We start from the raw sequence: 15,130 nt of genomic DNA, 5'->3' as shown, positions 1-15,130 counted from the left end.
CGCAACTTAATATTTCACAATCATATCAATATTCTTCAAATTCACTGTCCAAAGAATCTTTCCCCGCGCCCATATCAAGCATCAAGCCACTGTTACCCGGACTGGCCGCTGCGACTTTTTTGCCCGGAAGAGTTTCTTTAAGCTTGGGAGCCTTAGGGGGGGCTTTGGGGCTGTTAAGCTGTTTGGCTCCCGCAGAATCCAGCTTGAAGAACGAGATGGTATCCTGCAACTGAGCGGCCTGAGCATTGAGTTCCTCAGAGGTAGACGCCATCTCTTCGGCAGCAGCAGCATTCTGCTGAATCACCTGATCAAGCTGCTGAATCGCTTTGTTAACTTGGTCGGCTCCGGTATCCTGCTCTTTACTGGCTGCGGCAATCTCCTGCACCAACTCGGCAGTGCGCTGAATATCCGGAACCATCTTGGCCAGCATTTCACCAGCGGTTTCAGCCACTTCCACACTGCTAGATGACAAGTCGCTGATCTCGGCGGCAGCACTCTGGCTACGTTCGGCCAATTTGCGCACTTCCGAGGCAACAACGGCAAAGCCCTTACCATGTTCACCGGCACGTGCCGCCTCAATCGCCGCGTTGAGCGCCAGCAAGTTTGTCTGGCGGGCAATTTCTTCAATGATGGAGATCTTCTCGGCAATATCTTTCATCGCCTTGACCGTCTCTTCGACCGCCTTGCCACCACCCTGAGCGTCCTGAGAGGATTTAAGGGCAATCTTCTCGGTCTGCATGGCATTATCAGCGTTCTGCTTGATGTTCGCCGCCATCTCTTCCATCGACGACGAAGCTTCTTCGGCCGCAGCCGCTTGCTCGGTCGCACCCTGACTCATCTCTTCAGAGCTGGCAGACAGTTCCTGACTACCGGAAGCCACATTATTGGAGGCCGCTCGCACATCGCCAACGATCGTTTTGAGCTTCTCAATCATCTCGCGCAAAGCGTCGGCCATTTTACCCACTTCATCTTTTTGTTCCACATCAATGGTGGCTTCAAGATTACCCTGAGCAATCTCCTGAGCAAAAGCGATCCCCTTCTGTAAAGGACCAATGATGCCGCGGGCAATAACAAAGGCAAGCAGGATCGCAATGGGAAATGCGGCGGTCAGGCTCCAGATAACCCCCTGACGCGTGTTGGATGCCGCGAGGAGCATCTCTTCATCGGTCATAATGTGCTCATCCGTTGTGTGCGAAACCTCGCCGAGAATTTTTTGCACCTGCTTAAGATTGGGAACCGTTTCCGTCGCGTAAATTTTCTTTGCCGCATTCATACTAGACACACGTTCATCGGCCCGATCTTTTATTTTAGACAGAATAGCCTGTGTTTCCTTCAAGGCAACAAGCGTTTCCTTTTCAAACACCTCTTGGGCGGCCTTCTTGGGTAACTGCTTGATCTGTTTTGCCGACTGGTGCAAACGAGCGTGGGGTTCCTTGATCGCTTCAAGCAAATGCGCCAGTTCCGGATCACTCTTGGCAACTTCTTTACCTTGGACGCCATAAAGGAATTTACCTAACCCACATAATTCCGGATTTTCCTGTACACTTAATTCGTTCTGTTCACTGGAAAAATACTTAAGAATGGTGTTGGCCCACACCAGGTGATCAACCTCTTTCTCCGCCAAAAATTTTGGCAGTGTCACATCGGCCTGACGGAATGTATCGCCGATTCTCTTGGCGGAATGGTGGAGTTCATTATGGTATTGCTCGATTTCTGCCAGCAAAGCACGCAATTCAGGAACCAACTCTTCGGCCTGTTTACGCCCCTCGCCGTAATACCACTTGCCAAAAGCACATTTATGCGGATCGGTCTGAACAGTCAATTCGGTCACATGATCATCGGTTAACAACGAGTTCACCTCATTAGCCCAATTGAGGTGATCAACTTCCCGCTGAACCATCTCCCCTTTAAGCTTGTTGCCATCAATAACTTCACTGGCATTACTGACAATGTCGCTGATCCCCGAGATACTCCACAATCCCACTCCCAGCATCATCGCCAGAACCAGACCGAAACCGACAAAAAACTTACCGTTGAGTTTTAAATCTTTCCAGCGCATAAAACCTCCTGCTTACAAAAAAGGAACATACCGTATCCAGTTAGTTTTCAAGAATCGCTATCAACAGCCTGAATCAGCGAAATTTCATCGGCCGAGAATACCCGGTCAATATCCAGAATAATGATGAATTCGTCGTTGTGCTTACCCATGCCACGGATAAACTCCGTATCAAGCTTGGTGCCGATGCGTGGCGGTGGTTCGATCTGGTCGGGGTCGAGTTCGAGCACTTCCTGGACTGAGTCGACCAGGGCGCCGAGCACGCTGGGTTCGCCGTCCATGACCACTTCGGTGATGATAATGCAGGTGTTGACGGTGGCTTCGGCTTCACGCATGCTGAATTTGACCCGCATGTCGACGACGGGGACAACGCTGCCACGCAGATTGATAACGCCACGCATGAAGATGGGAGTCTGCGGCACTTTGGTGACATCAGTGAAGTCGAGGACTTCGCGTACTTTGGCGATTTCGAGAGCAAAGACTTCTTCGTCGAGCTTGAAGGTCAGATATTGGTTCATCTGCTCCAAATCTTCTGCGGACATGGTGGTTCTCCTTTCCCCTTATGCTTAATCGTGTTGTCTAAAACCTGTAGGTGTTTTTTACGGTTGGCTGACACGCCCCTCCTCACTGGCTTTCTGCATCAGATAGACAATGTCGAGAATAAGAGCAACACTGCCGTCACCGAGGATGGTGGCGCCGGAGACACACTGCACATCGCGATACATGGGGCCGAGGGATTTGATAACGGTCTGGTGTTCGCCGATGACGTTGTCGACGACGAAACCGAGCTGCTGGCCGTTGATCTGGGTGATGACGATCTGCTGTACTGCGGGCCGGTTGCCGTCGATGGCAAATTCTTCGCGTAACGGAACGTAGGGCACCAGGTGGCCGCGAACCTTGGCGAGATTGCGGCCGTGAGAGTCGTGGATGTCTTGGGCGGTGAGTTCGATGCATTCTTCAACGGCGGACAGGGGCAGTACGTAGCGGCCGTCACCGATCTGGACGAGCAGGCTTTCGATGATGGCGAGGGTCAGGGGGATGCGCAGGCTAACGGTGCTGCCCTGGCCTTTTTGACTGTCGAGGGTGATGCTGCCGCGTAATGATTCGATGGCGCGTTTGACGACGTCCATGCCGACGCCGCGCCCGGACAGGCCGGTGACTTGCTGGGCGGTGGAGAAGCCGGGGGCGAAGATGAGGTTGAGCAGGTCGGTGTGGCTCAGTTGGTCGTCGGCGCCGATGACGCCTTTGCTGATGGCTTTTTGGCGGATCACTTCGGGATCCATGCCTTTGCCGTCGTCGCTGATGTTGATGATGACGCTGTCGCCGGAGTGTTCGGCGCTTAAGTGGACCTGGCCGGTGCGGGGCTTGCCGGCGGCAACGCGGTCGTCGGGCATCTCGATGCCGTGGTCCATGCTGTTGCGGATGATGTGGACGAGGGGGTCGCCGAGTTGCTCGATGACGGTTTTGTCGAGTTCGGTGTCGGCGCCGGTGGTTTTGAGTTCGACTTCTTTGCCGAGATCGGCGCTGATGTCGCGCACGAGGCGTTTGAATTTGCTGAACGTGCTGCCGATGGGTAGCATGCGGATGTTGAGGGTGCTGTCGCGTAAGTCTTCGGTGAGGCGTTCGACTTCTTCGGCGATGGAGAGCAAATCGGCATCGTGGCGCTGGTTGGCGACTTGGCTGAGGCGCGATTGAACGGTGACCATTTCGCCGACGAGGTTGACGAGGTCGTCGAGTTTGTCAGCGGGGACGCGCAGGCTGCTGGCACCTTGGCTTTTTTCTTTTTTCTTTTCTTTGAGTTTTCGAATCTCCTGCTGTTCGAGCAGGGCGGAGTCGACTTGGTCACGACTGACAAGATTCGCTTCGACGAGCAGATCGCCGATACGTTTGTTGTGGGCGAGGACGTCGTCGATCTGCTCCTGACTGATGTCGCCACGTTCGACGAGAATATCGCCGAGGCGCTTTTTTTCCATATCATCGTCATCGCTGCCGAGATCAATGCGCTTGATGGTTAATTCACAGTCGTCTTCGACGAAGATGAACACGTCGCGGATGGCGTCTTCGCCACAGTCGCTGGTGAGGATAATATCCCAACAGGCGTAGCAGTCTTCGGGATTGAGATTTTCAAGATCAACGATATCTGCTTTGTGGGCAATGGTGCGGCTGTCACCGAGTTCGGCGAGTTCATCGAGCAGTTGGGCAATGGAGGTGCCGTTGTGCATAATATCAAGTGATGGCCGAAAGCGGATACGGTAGGTGGTGGGTTCGTCTTTTTTGTCGGCATTGCCAGCGGTGGCTGTTGTCGGTGTCGGTGTCGGTGTCGGTGACAACGGTGCGCTACCGCCTCTGGCAAGAGCCTGGAACTGTGCAACGAGGTCTGCACCCTGGGCGGCGTATTGCCCCTGTTCTTCAGCGTCGCAATCGAGCAGGGCAAGGATATGGTCACGGGCCTTGAGCGACAGATCAACGAGTTGTTTGGTGACGGGCAACTCACCGTTACGCACCAGATCGAAGACGGTTTCAACTTCGTGGGTGAATTCGGAGATGGTGGTAAACCCGAACATGGCACCGGAGCCTTTGATAGTGTGCATGGCCCGGAACACTTTGCTGATGGTCTCGTGGTCGTCGGGCTGTTCTTCAAGCTCTAGCAGCGAATCTTCGAGTTCACTGAGCAGTTCGTAGGCTTCTTCCTTAAAGGCATTTTGTGGGGCATCCTGCATGGGCGTCCTCGTCTTTGCTCGGCGGTTTTAGGTGAGGTTTTCCGGTATCCACAGGCATTTCATCGGATCTTCGGCCTCGTTGCAGGCCTGATCGCGAAAGAAGCCGAGGGATTGAGCACGATCGATAAAGGCTTCGGTGCATTGACCTTTGATCTGGAAGTGTTTGCCATACTTCTGAGCGTATTTGTTGGCGCTGCATAAGAGCTGCAACACGCTGTAATCGACATCGGTGACGGCGGCCATGTCGAGAATCACGTGGTCATGGCTCTGCAGGGCACTGAGCAGATCGTTTTTAAGTTGGCCGATGGTGGCGATACCCAGATCACCGCTGACAATCAGCAGTTGATAGGCTGCGCCGTCACTGTTTTGAATGGTTTTGCTTTCCAGTTCAAACATGGCTTCTCCGTTGTGGCCTGTCTAGCAGGATGTTGAAAAGGTCCCATCCAGGGCCTTTTCAATGACGCAAGCCGAAAATGCGATTTCCGTCTTGCTTACAAAATCAAGGGCTTGAAAACCTGTCCTTGATTTTGGTCGCCCGTCCATGGGCTAAACAGGCTGTTTTTCAACAGCCTGTTTAGCCGAGCACTTTTTTGACGACACCGAGAAGTTTTTGCGGATCAAAGGGTTTGACCAGCCAGCCGGTAAGCCCCGCGGCTTTGCCTTTGGCCTTGAAGTCGGCTCCGGCTTCGGTGGTGAGCATCAGAATCGGGGTGAATTTGTAGGTGGGCGCGGCGCGCAGTTTCTGTACCAGGGTCAGCCCGTCCATCACCGGCATGTTGAGGTCGGTGAGCACCAGGTCAACTTTGTGTTTTTGCGCGGCGGCGAGAGCTTCCTGACCGTTGCCGGCTTCAATCACCTGATAACCGGCACCTTTGAGAGTGAAGGACACCATCTGCAGGATCGATTTTGAATCATCGACCGCTAACACTGTTTTTGCCATAGAGTCTGTTCTCCCTTTCCTTATCTATCCAATTTTCCGATGTTTTCTAGACTAGCTCAAAAAAGCTCAATGTCACCTTCGTCCATGTTTTTCTGCGACACCGGGTTATGGTGACTTGCTTTGACTAGATCTGTCGACTCCAGCAGGAACTTTTCGAGCCGTTGTGTTGTGTTTTCTGTAGAATCGCTCTGATCCAGGGTGCTATTAAGATCAGCGAAGAGTCGGTCTAAAGAATCCAAGCGCTTACTGACGGTTCCAATAACCTGAGTCGCCATATCCTGAAACTGTAAATTGGTCACCGCCTGACGCACTTGCTGTGATACGGCCTCTGCAAGTCCAGAAATATCTCGGGCGCTGCGTTCAACCACCGCGTTAAAATCATGGGCCTGCGTCATGGCACGACCGATATGGTCCCGCTCCTCCTCAACCAGTTGGTCCGAACGCTGGGACAATGATTTAATGGAGAGGCTCACTTCACCAAACGCTCTGGAAATTTGCTGGACCGAAGCATCAATCTGTTCACTGAAGCGATTCGAGCGAATGGACAAATTGCGTACTTCTTCAGCAACAACAGCAAACCCCTTTCCGGCAGCTCCGGCCCGGGCAGCTTCCACGGCGGCATTGATAGCCAGAAGATTGGTCTGGTCGGCAATTTTTCGCACCTCACCGAGCATGCCGAGAACTTTTTGGAACTGCTCTTGGGTGGCATCCATGGACGTCATTAATTCGGTGGTCTGGCTATTGTTTTCGATGGTGGCATCAAGAAGACGCTGCATAACGTCTTCGATTTCTTTAAACATCTGCTGAAACGAAAGAGAATCGCCGCCATCTGTCTGACGCCCACCTTGAATAATTCCCAACGCAAGGGTCTTTTGCTCATCTGTGAGGTTTTCCAACTTGGTAAAGCTGGCAATCAACTTTTCAATCGCATCTGCCAGGATTGTCTGAACCTGAATATTTTCGTTTTGTCCGTCCTGACATTGCGCTGTTACTTCCTGTTGTAAACTCGTTAACAGGGTTTTTGTTTCACTGATGAGCAAATTTTCTGAGGGTGTACTGTGCTCGTCCAAAACAACAGTGGCAGATGTTTTTTCTGCGGAGAACGACAGCCAATACAGCCCCCAGCCACTGAGCGCTGTTACGACGACCAAAACGACGGCAATGAGATCACTTTGCATCACTGCCAAACCGAGCATCACCAGTTGCACCAAGGCAAGAATAAGACACCCCCACTTTACATTAACCGCCATGAGTCCGTTCCTGTCCTTTCTCATCCAATGACTTTTGATAAATCGTCGATAAACTGTTCTCGCCGACAAAAGCACAGTGCAGTGTGCGCCAAACCTTCCAGCGAAGTTTCAATTTCCGTTTTTTCCTGTTCACTGAAACCAACAAAAAATGTCGGAACTCCCGTCATGATCATTTGAGAAAAAAGAGGGCTTTTATCTTTGGATGTAATGACCAGTGCAGCAACGTCGATAAGATTGGCTCGGCAAGTACTCAACCAATTCACCGTCTCTTCCACATGTTTAAAAACTACCACCTCATAGTTATTTAACTGAAGGCGAAAAACATCACTGCGCCCCCTGGTAGTTGGATCAAAAACAACAACACACGCCACAGCCCCCTCCGTTTTTTTAGCCTTTCCATCTTTATAAAACTACAAAATTTGTAAAAAACTACAACAAGACAATGAAAATAAAGTTCAAATTAAGTTAAATTCATTTATGAGACCAAACACCATTTGCTTTCAAGAAAAATCAAGCTGCCGCCACTTTGTCTATAAAAACGATAAATGCCCTGAAATTTAAAGAGAAAATTTTATAGAAATAAAAACGTATACTCGCTATATTTGCATAGTTCATATATTTAATAGATATTTTTTTAAGGATAAAAAAATTTCTAAAAACCACCACAAGAGTCCGCTAACATCCAGAAATTGTATAAATCATCAAATAATGGACTGCAGAAAACTAGGCCTAAATCTCATTAAACATGAGGCTTTGCCACATCAACAGGAAGTTTTTTCTCTTTTAGTGAGAGCAAAAAAATAGAGGTGGGAAGAGCCAAGCCCATCCATTAAAAACGCACCGCTCGTGGTTACGTGGGAGACTTATAAGTGTTATTCAGAGGAGTTTAAAGGGAGCTTTAAATGAAATTCTGTCCCTGCACCAAGGGTACTGTCGACGGAGATTAAGCCATGATGTTTGCCAATAATATCGTAGCAGATACTTAATCCCAGCCCAGTCCCCTCGCCGACTTTTTTGGTGGTAAAAAATGGATCAAAAATACGTGACTTAACGTCGTCAGACATACCGCAACCGTTATCCTTCACAGTGATATGAGCCCATTGTTCGTCGGCCCAGGTCTTGAGGATAATCACCCCCTGTTGCTCAATAGCTTGCGCAGCATTGACCAGCAGATTGAGCAGGACTTGGTTAAGTTGCTGAGGATTGCACAGAACCTGGGGAAGGACTCCATACTCTTTTTCAATCCTGCAGTTATACTTGATCTCGTTCCAGGCAATACTGAGACTCGCTTCAAGACAGTCATGCAGGTCAGTCCAGTGCAAACCAGCATCATCAACACGGGAAAAACTCTTAAGGTTCTGCACGATCACACTGACACGGTCCGTTCCCTCAATTGATTCTTTGATCAAATCAGCCGTATCTTCGAGAAGATAATCAACCTTACTGCCCTTGCGACACTCTTTGGCCTGTTGGAGAAGGTCATCGTGGCCGGATTGATGAATAATCTGTTCCAACGAATCCATATAAGCAGTGATACGCTGTAGATACTTGCCAAGCGTGTTGAGGTTACTGTGGATAAAGCCAACAGGATTGTTTATTTCATGGGCAACACCAGCGGCGAGTTGTCCAATCGACGCCATCTTTTCCTGTTGTACCAGTTGACTTTGAGCAACCTTCTGCGATTCATAGCTTTTCTCTAACTGCTCAGTCAACTGATGAAGCGCGGTCACATCATGCAAAGTCACAACCCGGATATCTTGATTTTTTTCATCTTTTTCCAAAAAATCAAACGCTCGCCATGAAAACCATTTTTTAATGCGGTCATCGTAAAATTCGCCTTGGCCGTGATCAAAAAATTGCCGTGTCACATCTTGCGGCAAAAGGTCATTCACTGACGTGCCTGTGAGCTTTTTGATCGAACGCCCATAGTGCTTCTCAACGGCCAGATTAATGCGCTGAATATGCCCTGCTCCATCCATCAGAAACATAATGTCATCAATACAATCAAAACTCAGTGCCCACTCCCGGCTGATTTTTTCAACGTCATCGAATAATTGCCGCAACTGTTTATGTTGTTGGTGGAGAAGTTGCTGGTCCTGGCGCTGGCGCGTCACATCTTGAATCAGAAAAAGAATATGCGTCACCTCGTTCTGTTGATCAAGTACCGGAGTGACAACCAATTCGACGACCCGCTTCTGCTCCTCAAAAAAACATACTTTTTCCCCTTTCCAGGTTTCCCCTGTCACCAGACAAGGCCACAAATCGGGCAGTTGGCCGCGGTGTTCCCGGGAAAACAGGTCAAGTTTCCGGCCTTGTATCGCGCCGAGGGTACGACACTGCAACCCATGAAAGGCTTCATTGGCATACAGCACATTTCCGTCATTATCAGTCACAACAATCCCTGTTGGACTCTGCTCGAGAGCCAGGGCAAGCGCCTGTGTCCTAAATTGCGCCTCATGGCGACGACTGATATTCATAAAGGTGGCAATACGGCCACAGCGCTTACCGTGTTTATCCACGAGAGGCAGACAACGGTACTCCATCCATTCCAACGTCCCACCGGAAGTCAAAATGCGGATCTCAACATCTTGATGACCGGCAGGATGGGTTTGATGATGCTCCCACAATAAGCGGTCATCGGAATGAATCATCTGCTCCAAAAGCTGAGGTTGGTCAAGAAATTGTTCCATTTTCCAGCCGAACAGTTTCAAGCAGTTCGGTGAGATATATCGAAGATTTTCATCACTGTCGAACCAGCAGACAACCTCGCGACCAAAGCGATTGACACTACGGAAGAGAAGGTCTCGCTGCTGCTCGGACATTTTTTCCAATTCGTCTAACACCAACGGTAAAGACTGTGCGTCTTTGCTGGAATTTGTCATCGCCGCCTCTAATCATTAAATTTCGTCCAACGAAGATAGATTCTGTACAGTTTATCATGCTCTGGTAAACTCGTTACACTATAGACATTAAAACCTTACCACAAAGTTTTGATTGTGCTCACGTCCACATTGTCTGCGCGAGGCTGAAATGGCTGAACTTTTTAAAATTCTTTTTGTTGATGATGAAGCAAATGTCTTAAAATCGCTGCGCCGCTTATTTCTGGACGAGGAGGACTACGACATCCTGACGGCATCTTCTGGAATGGAAGGTCTCGAAATCATTAAGGAGAATAATGATATCCTCGTTATCATTTCCGACTACCGGATGCCTGAAATGACCGGAGTGGAATTTTTGGCTCAGGCCACCCAATTGTTACCCCATTCCATCCGGATCGTTCTCTCCGGTTATGCCGATACCGCCGCCGTTGTTGAAGCGATTAACATTGGCCATATTTACAAATTCATCCCCAAGCCGTGGGACGATGACCAGCTACGTATTGACATTCACAATGCCGTCGAAACAGTGCTTCTTGACAAGAAAAACCGTCAGCTCAGTGATGCACTTGAGAAACGGAATAAAGAGCTCAAAGAGCTGAACAGCGGGTTGGAAAAAGAGGTTGAAAAACGCACGGCATCACTGCGTCTGCGCAGTCAGGTGTTGCAGTTGGCTCAGGAGATTCTCGACAGTTTACCCATTGCGGTTCTTGGTATTGATCTTGAGGATCAGATCGTCCAAATCAACCAGCAAGGGATTGATCTTTTAGCCGATGAGGGAGAAATCCTGTTGGGCGCATCAGTGAAGAGTACGTTTCCTCCTGGGTTGATGGAACTGGTAGAGCAGATTAAACGCGATGGAAATGCCCACATGGAGCTTGACTGCAAGAACACAAAGGTGACCGGAATCGGCTCGTTTCTGGATAACAACAAGGAACGGGGAATGATTATTTCTCTAACCCCACGTTGAGATTGTTATGATGGCGACACAGAATCAACACCTACCGGAACTCACTGAGATCTTAGACGAGCTGGATGCCCTGCCTCAGCTTCCCGATATCGCTGCGGCCATGTTGCGCCTTCTCAACCAGCAGGAAAATGACACCGAAGAGCTTGCCCGAATTATTGCCAGCGACCCGGTTTTGGCGGCCCGTGTTTTACGGGTGGCCAATTCAAGCTATTATGGGTTTTCCCGCCAGATTAAAACAATTCTTGATGCCACCGTGCTTCTCGGCCAGAAGACACTGCGCAACCTGGTTTTGACCATGGCCCTCAAAGGGCTATACCGGCTGAGTGATCCCAGCGAAAAAATGCTCTGGGAAGAATCCATGGCTCATGCTCTGGGCAGTCAGTTTTTATCAACAACATATGCTGTTGCAGATCCGGAAGAGGCGTTTTTAGCCGGCTTGCTGGCCAACATCGGTGAGTTGTTTTTTCTGCAACAAAATCCACACGCCTATCACAACTGTCTAAAGAATAAGGTCACCGCCCAGTGTTCTCGTGAAGAGTTATCTCGCCACCATTTCCCCTGGTCTTTTAGCCAAATGGGAGCGGCGATTCTGGCACATTGGAAATTTTCATCGGAATTGGTCCTGTGTACGCTCTATTCCTGTCAACCTAACCACCCGCAGGATATGGCCCCGGAAACTTCTCGTCTCGCCCATCTGGTTTTTGTCAGTCGCTGTCTTTGTTGTCAACTGCATATCGGCAACACCCAGCCAGTCTGCAACAAGACACTGGACGAACATTTGAATAAAACCCTTCTATCGTCACAGCAAATTAAGCCTCAACAGCTTCTTGATGAGTTCAACGCTCTCTATCAAAAAAATATCCAGACACTTCTTTCGGCCTGAAACAGACACCGCGACGCATCACGCCTGCAGGGTACACAAAGCGGGTCCATTAGCTCTCATCATCTTTAAAAAGAACCAGCACATCCTGCTCCGGTGTATCAATGTCATAATATCGCTTGAGTGCGTTGATATTCCCTTCGTTGAGGACAACCCCTTTTTTCAACAACAAAAGTCCGGTACCACTGTAAACATCGCGCAAAATCATCATTCCTGGACGTAACATTCTGGGTCCACACTCTTTGCGCGTGGCATTTTCCAGCACACTGTCCAGGGCACTGTAATGGGCCTTGGCGGCATCGTGCAAAAATTTGATCAAAGCCGGATCAAAACGGCTGCCGAGATCGGATTTCATCCGCTCCAGGACAACATCCAGGGAATCACTGGTTTCATTCATATCGCGATCGAGCTTCTCCGCCATGGCCAGGATCCGACTCCCCAAAGGGATCGCCTCACCGGCCAGTTGATCCGGACCGCCCTCACCATCGAATCGTTCCAAGAGATGTCGGATCAGTACTCCCGCCTCCTGCAACTCAGCAATGGGCCCCAGTGCCGTTTGACTGCGGATCGGAAATTGCTCATACACCTTACGCTCTTCGTCAGACAGATCCTGCTCATTTTTTTTGAGAATCAAATCATCCATTCCCAACTTACCAACACCGTGCAACAGGGCCGCAACCCGAACCTGGCGAATTTCAGCCGGAGTCATACGACTCCATTCGGCCATCTTTTCTGCGATAGCTGCCGTGTTTCGAGCATGGTGACGTAAACTTTCATCTCTCAACTCAATCATGCAGGCAAAAGATTCCAAGACATGATCGATACTGCTGCGCAACAATTTGTTGCTTCGTGCCAGATCTTCACTTTTCTGGCGAATTCGATCCGTTTGATCGAGAACCCGTTGTTTCAAACGATCATTCCAATTTTTCAACTCTTCGTTCTGTTCATGGACAACCGACTGCAGCCGTTCATTTTCTCTGGCCAGATGATATTGTTTTAAAGCATCACGAACCAATAAAGTCAGCTGTTTATCATCCCAGGGTTTGGTCAGGTAACGCCAGATCTGTCCTTGATTGACCGCGGCCATTGTCGCGTCGAGATCCGCATAGCCGGTCAACATTACGCGTAAAGCATCTGGAGCTTTTTCTTTGGCCTGTTGTAAAAATTCCACCCCGGTCATCTCGGGCATGCGTTGGTCGGAAAAAATCAAGGCAACGCGATCAATCTCAATCTCTGATAAGAGGTGCAGCCCTTCGGCTCCGGAAGAAGCAATCTCAACTTCACACTCCTCGTCCATCAACAAACGCCGCAACGCCCTTAAGATACTGGTCTCGTCATCGACGCATAAAACAATGGGGTAAGACTCTTCCACCGTATCCGCTTGTTCAGAATCTGCCATAGGGTCTTTTCCTTTTGCTTGAATCCGTCCGTAAACAATCAACTAAAGCTCAGGCCGCAGCAGCAATTCACGTCACACTGCGGATAAATGTATCCTGCTGAAAAACATGGCGTTCGCTCAATCGTCAGCCTGACTGTTTGCCACATGTTTTTTATTGCGACGTAGTTTGACCAGGTCACACACCTCACGCGCAAAAGCACATTCACATACGTCTTGGCGTGCCTCTAACTTCCTTTTCTCACGGCAGGAACGGGGACAATTTTCATCATAATCCCGATTGTGCTCACAAACCGTTCCACGATGCAAATCAAGAAAATCTGCAACTTCCAGTGCCATGGTTGAATAACAGCCCTCTTTTTGATGGGTGAAAAAGAACAGGCCATACTCCAACTTGGCAAAATCGGCTTTATATCCGTTCAACTGCAAATGCATATCTTCTAAAAAATCATCCCGCGTCTGCCAGACTTCCTGGCAACAGGGACAAATTTTAAACGGAACGCGCGCCATTATTTCCCCTCTGCAACATGAGCCATTCTCAGAAACATTCACACAACAGACATGAACACCTCTACTCCACCCTTCAATTAACAGGTTAGAATTCTATTTTATCATAAAAAAAAATCAATCCATTGAAAGTCTCATCAAAACAGCAACAGCAGCCATCAACGAATCAAAATCAGGCACCATATTAGAGCGATTCGGACTTATTGCAGCGATCAATCCGTCAGTACAATCACAGCACATTTTATTTAGAACGAAGCAACGGTGGGAATCTCCTCATTGTTGATGAACACAATGACGCCGGAGATCTTAAAAAGGGAATAACTTACCAGAAATGATATTTACTGTAAAAAAAGGGGAATTAACGACACTAGGAGGTTGGCGCAGTTTGGCAATGGCACTTAAAGATGGACACCCGCCCAGACAACTCGCCCAACAATGTCAAGAATTGGCAGAGATTCACTCCGGACAATCTGATCTTCATAACGTGGATTGTCTGTTTTGACATGAACATCCCCATTCACCATTTTCTGCAAACGGCGAACGATCACTTTTTCGTCCTGGCGTAAGGCAAAAATAGCATCCGCTGACAAGTCTGGCTGATTCATATCAACCAGAACCAGACTCCCGGCAGCAAAAGTCGGAGCCATACTGTCACCGGTAACTCGTACCGAAAGCAGTTTGTCTACTTCAAACCCCTGATCAACAACCCAGTTCTGAAAAAAATCCATAAAGGTTTTAAAGGACGACAAATTTGCATAATCCCGGACAATACAGGACGGACCGCTGTCATCACAAGCTCCGCTGGGGCAATCTTTGACAAAAGGCTGGCAGGGCTTCTCGCCACCCATCAACAGCCACTGCGGACACACGTGCAATTGTTGACAAATAGCGGCTAAAAAGCCGGCATCCGGCAGGCTGATCCCTTTCTCGTAGCGCCCAAGGGTACTTTTACTGACACCAAAGCGTTGCGCAAAGTCAGGAAGTTTCTGCTTGCCGCGCAAAAAGCGCAGTCTCTCTCCAATCGTTTTCAAAACGACCTCCGTTGTTAAGTGCTCTATCCACACGAACTCATCGCTTCGGCTTCCGCACATATTCGGCCACCGAATCTTTCGCATTAGACAAACCACTAGGCATCATGAACTTAGACATGTCCATTGTCAACCATAACGGTCTTATTTATATAGCATTTTAACTTTCTATGATGGTGAATCTCACTCACGGCAGGATAGACACTTAGCACAAAGGCTGGCTAACAAATGTCTATTATTTAGATAACCGTTTATAATCACCGAAAAAAAACAGATACAAACTAACGCCAACAGGCGAACAGACTCAAGTGCTTAGACATTATAATATAACAATGAGCGCAACAACCCGCTGTTTGTTTTACTTTTGTAAAAGGACTCAGAGGCCTATTAGAGAAACTGCCTCTATAAGAAGAAACATTTATAATGCTGTTTTACATAGGTATTTCTAATATTTAATTCTTGACATAAACCATGTTCTGGGCTATCATGAGAGCAAGATTTTCAAAA

The 15,130-nt window shown here is 48.9% G+C and carries 13 protein-coding genes; 2 read left to right on the top strand and 11 right to left on the bottom strand.

All coding sequences use genetic code 11. The annotated features are described in order from the left end of the window. Positions 1-25 precede the first annotated feature (25 nt). The 8 genes from DACE_RS09570 to DACE_RS17315 all read right to left on the bottom strand — a co-directional run bounded on the left by DACE_RS09570 (position 26) and on the right by DACE_RS17315 (position 9,848). The gene (locus DACE_RS09570; RefSeq protein WP_006000715.1) at positions 26-2,059 is read right to left on the bottom strand and encodes a methyl-accepting chemotaxis protein; all 2,034 of its coding nucleotides are present in this window, start codon (positions 2,057-2,059) and stop codon (positions 26-28) included. A 47-nt stretch (positions 2,060-2,106) separates the two neighbouring features. Next, entirely contained in the window at positions 2,107-2,598 is a 492-nt protein-coding gene (locus DACE_RS09565; protein WP_006000713.1) for a chemotaxis protein CheW, read from the bottom strand. Between the two features lie 57 nt (positions 2,599-2,655). After that, on the bottom strand, positions 2,656-4,776 hold the full coding sequence (locus DACE_RS09560; protein ID WP_006000711.1) for a chemotaxis protein CheA: 2,121 nt from the start codon (positions 4,774-4,776) through the stop codon (positions 2,656-2,658). A 27-nt stretch (positions 4,777-4,803) separates the two neighbouring features. After that, complete coding sequence (locus DACE_RS17320) at positions 4,804-5,172, bottom strand: STAS domain-containing protein (protein ID WP_006000710.1); 369 nt, start codon at positions 5,170-5,172, stop codon at positions 4,804-4,806. Positions 5,173-5,350: 178 nt separating this feature from the next. Then, positions 5,351-5,716: a response regulator gene (locus DACE_RS09550; protein ID WP_006000708.1), complete on the bottom strand. Its 366-nt coding sequence runs from the start codon at positions 5,714-5,716 to the stop codon at positions 5,351-5,353. A 56-nt stretch (positions 5,717-5,772) separates the two neighbouring features. After that, positions 5,773-6,966 carry a methyl-accepting chemotaxis protein gene (locus DACE_RS09545; protein WP_006000706.1) on the bottom strand — a complete coding sequence of 398 codons (1,194 nt, stop codon included), beginning with the start codon at positions 6,964-6,966 and terminating at the stop codon, positions 5,773-5,775. Positions 6,967-6,986: 20 nt separating this feature from the next. After that, positions 6,987-7,337 (bottom strand): hypothetical protein, encoded by a 351-nt coding sequence (locus tag DACE_RS09540; RefSeq protein WP_006000704.1) that lies wholly within the window; start codon positions 7,335-7,337, stop codon positions 6,987-6,989. 501 nt (positions 7,338-7,838) lie between these two features. Continuing rightward, positions 7,839-9,848 (bottom strand): PAS domain-containing sensor histidine kinase, encoded by a 2,010-nt coding sequence (locus DACE_RS17315; protein WP_006000703.1) that lies wholly within the window; start codon positions 9,846-9,848, stop codon positions 7,839-7,841. Positions 9,849-9,996: 148 nt separating this feature from the next. Here DACE_RS17315 and DACE_RS17310 point away from each other — a divergent pair, with 148 nt between their 5' ends. Together DACE_RS17310 and DACE_RS17305 are read left to right on the top strand one after the other, a co-directional pair. Next, entirely contained in the window at positions 9,997-10,812 is an 816-nt protein-coding gene (locus DACE_RS17310) for an ATP-binding response regulator (RefSeq protein WP_006000702.1), read from the top strand. Positions 10,813-10,819: 7 nt separating this feature from the next. Continuing rightward, a complete protein-coding gene (locus DACE_RS17305; RefSeq protein ID WP_006000701.1) occupies positions 10,820-11,695 on the top strand; it encodes an HDOD domain-containing protein in 876 nt (291 codons plus the stop codon). Positions 11,696-11,744: 49 nt separating this feature from the next. Here DACE_RS17305 and nosR read toward each other — a convergent pair whose 3' ends face one another. The 3 genes from nosR to DACE_RS09510 form a co-directional block, all read right to left on the bottom strand. After that, positions 11,745-13,091, bottom strand: a complete 1,347-nt coding sequence (nosR, locus tag DACE_RS09520; protein ID WP_006000700.1) for a response regulator c-di-GMP phosphodiesterase, NosR family — start codon at positions 13,089-13,091, stop codon at positions 11,745-11,747. 117 nt (positions 13,092-13,208) lie between these two features. Next, positions 13,209-13,598, bottom strand: coding sequence for a hypothetical protein (locus DACE_RS09515; protein WP_006000699.1), 390 nt, complete (start codon positions 13,596-13,598; stop codon positions 13,209-13,211). 395 nt (positions 13,599-13,993) lie between these two features. Then, positions 13,994-14,626, bottom strand: coding sequence for an XRE family transcriptional regulator (locus tag DACE_RS09510; RefSeq protein WP_040366850.1), 633 nt, complete (start codon positions 14,624-14,626; stop codon positions 13,994-13,996). Positions 14,627-15,130: the final 504 nt, after the last annotated feature.

This window comes from Desulfuromonas acetoxidans DSM 684 (assembly GCF_000167355.1).
Lineage (GTDB): Bacteria > Desulfobacterota > Desulfuromonadia > Desulfuromonadales > Desulfuromonadaceae > Desulfuromonas > Desulfuromonas acetoxidans.
This window is presented reverse-complemented; position numbering and strand designations above follow the sequence as displayed.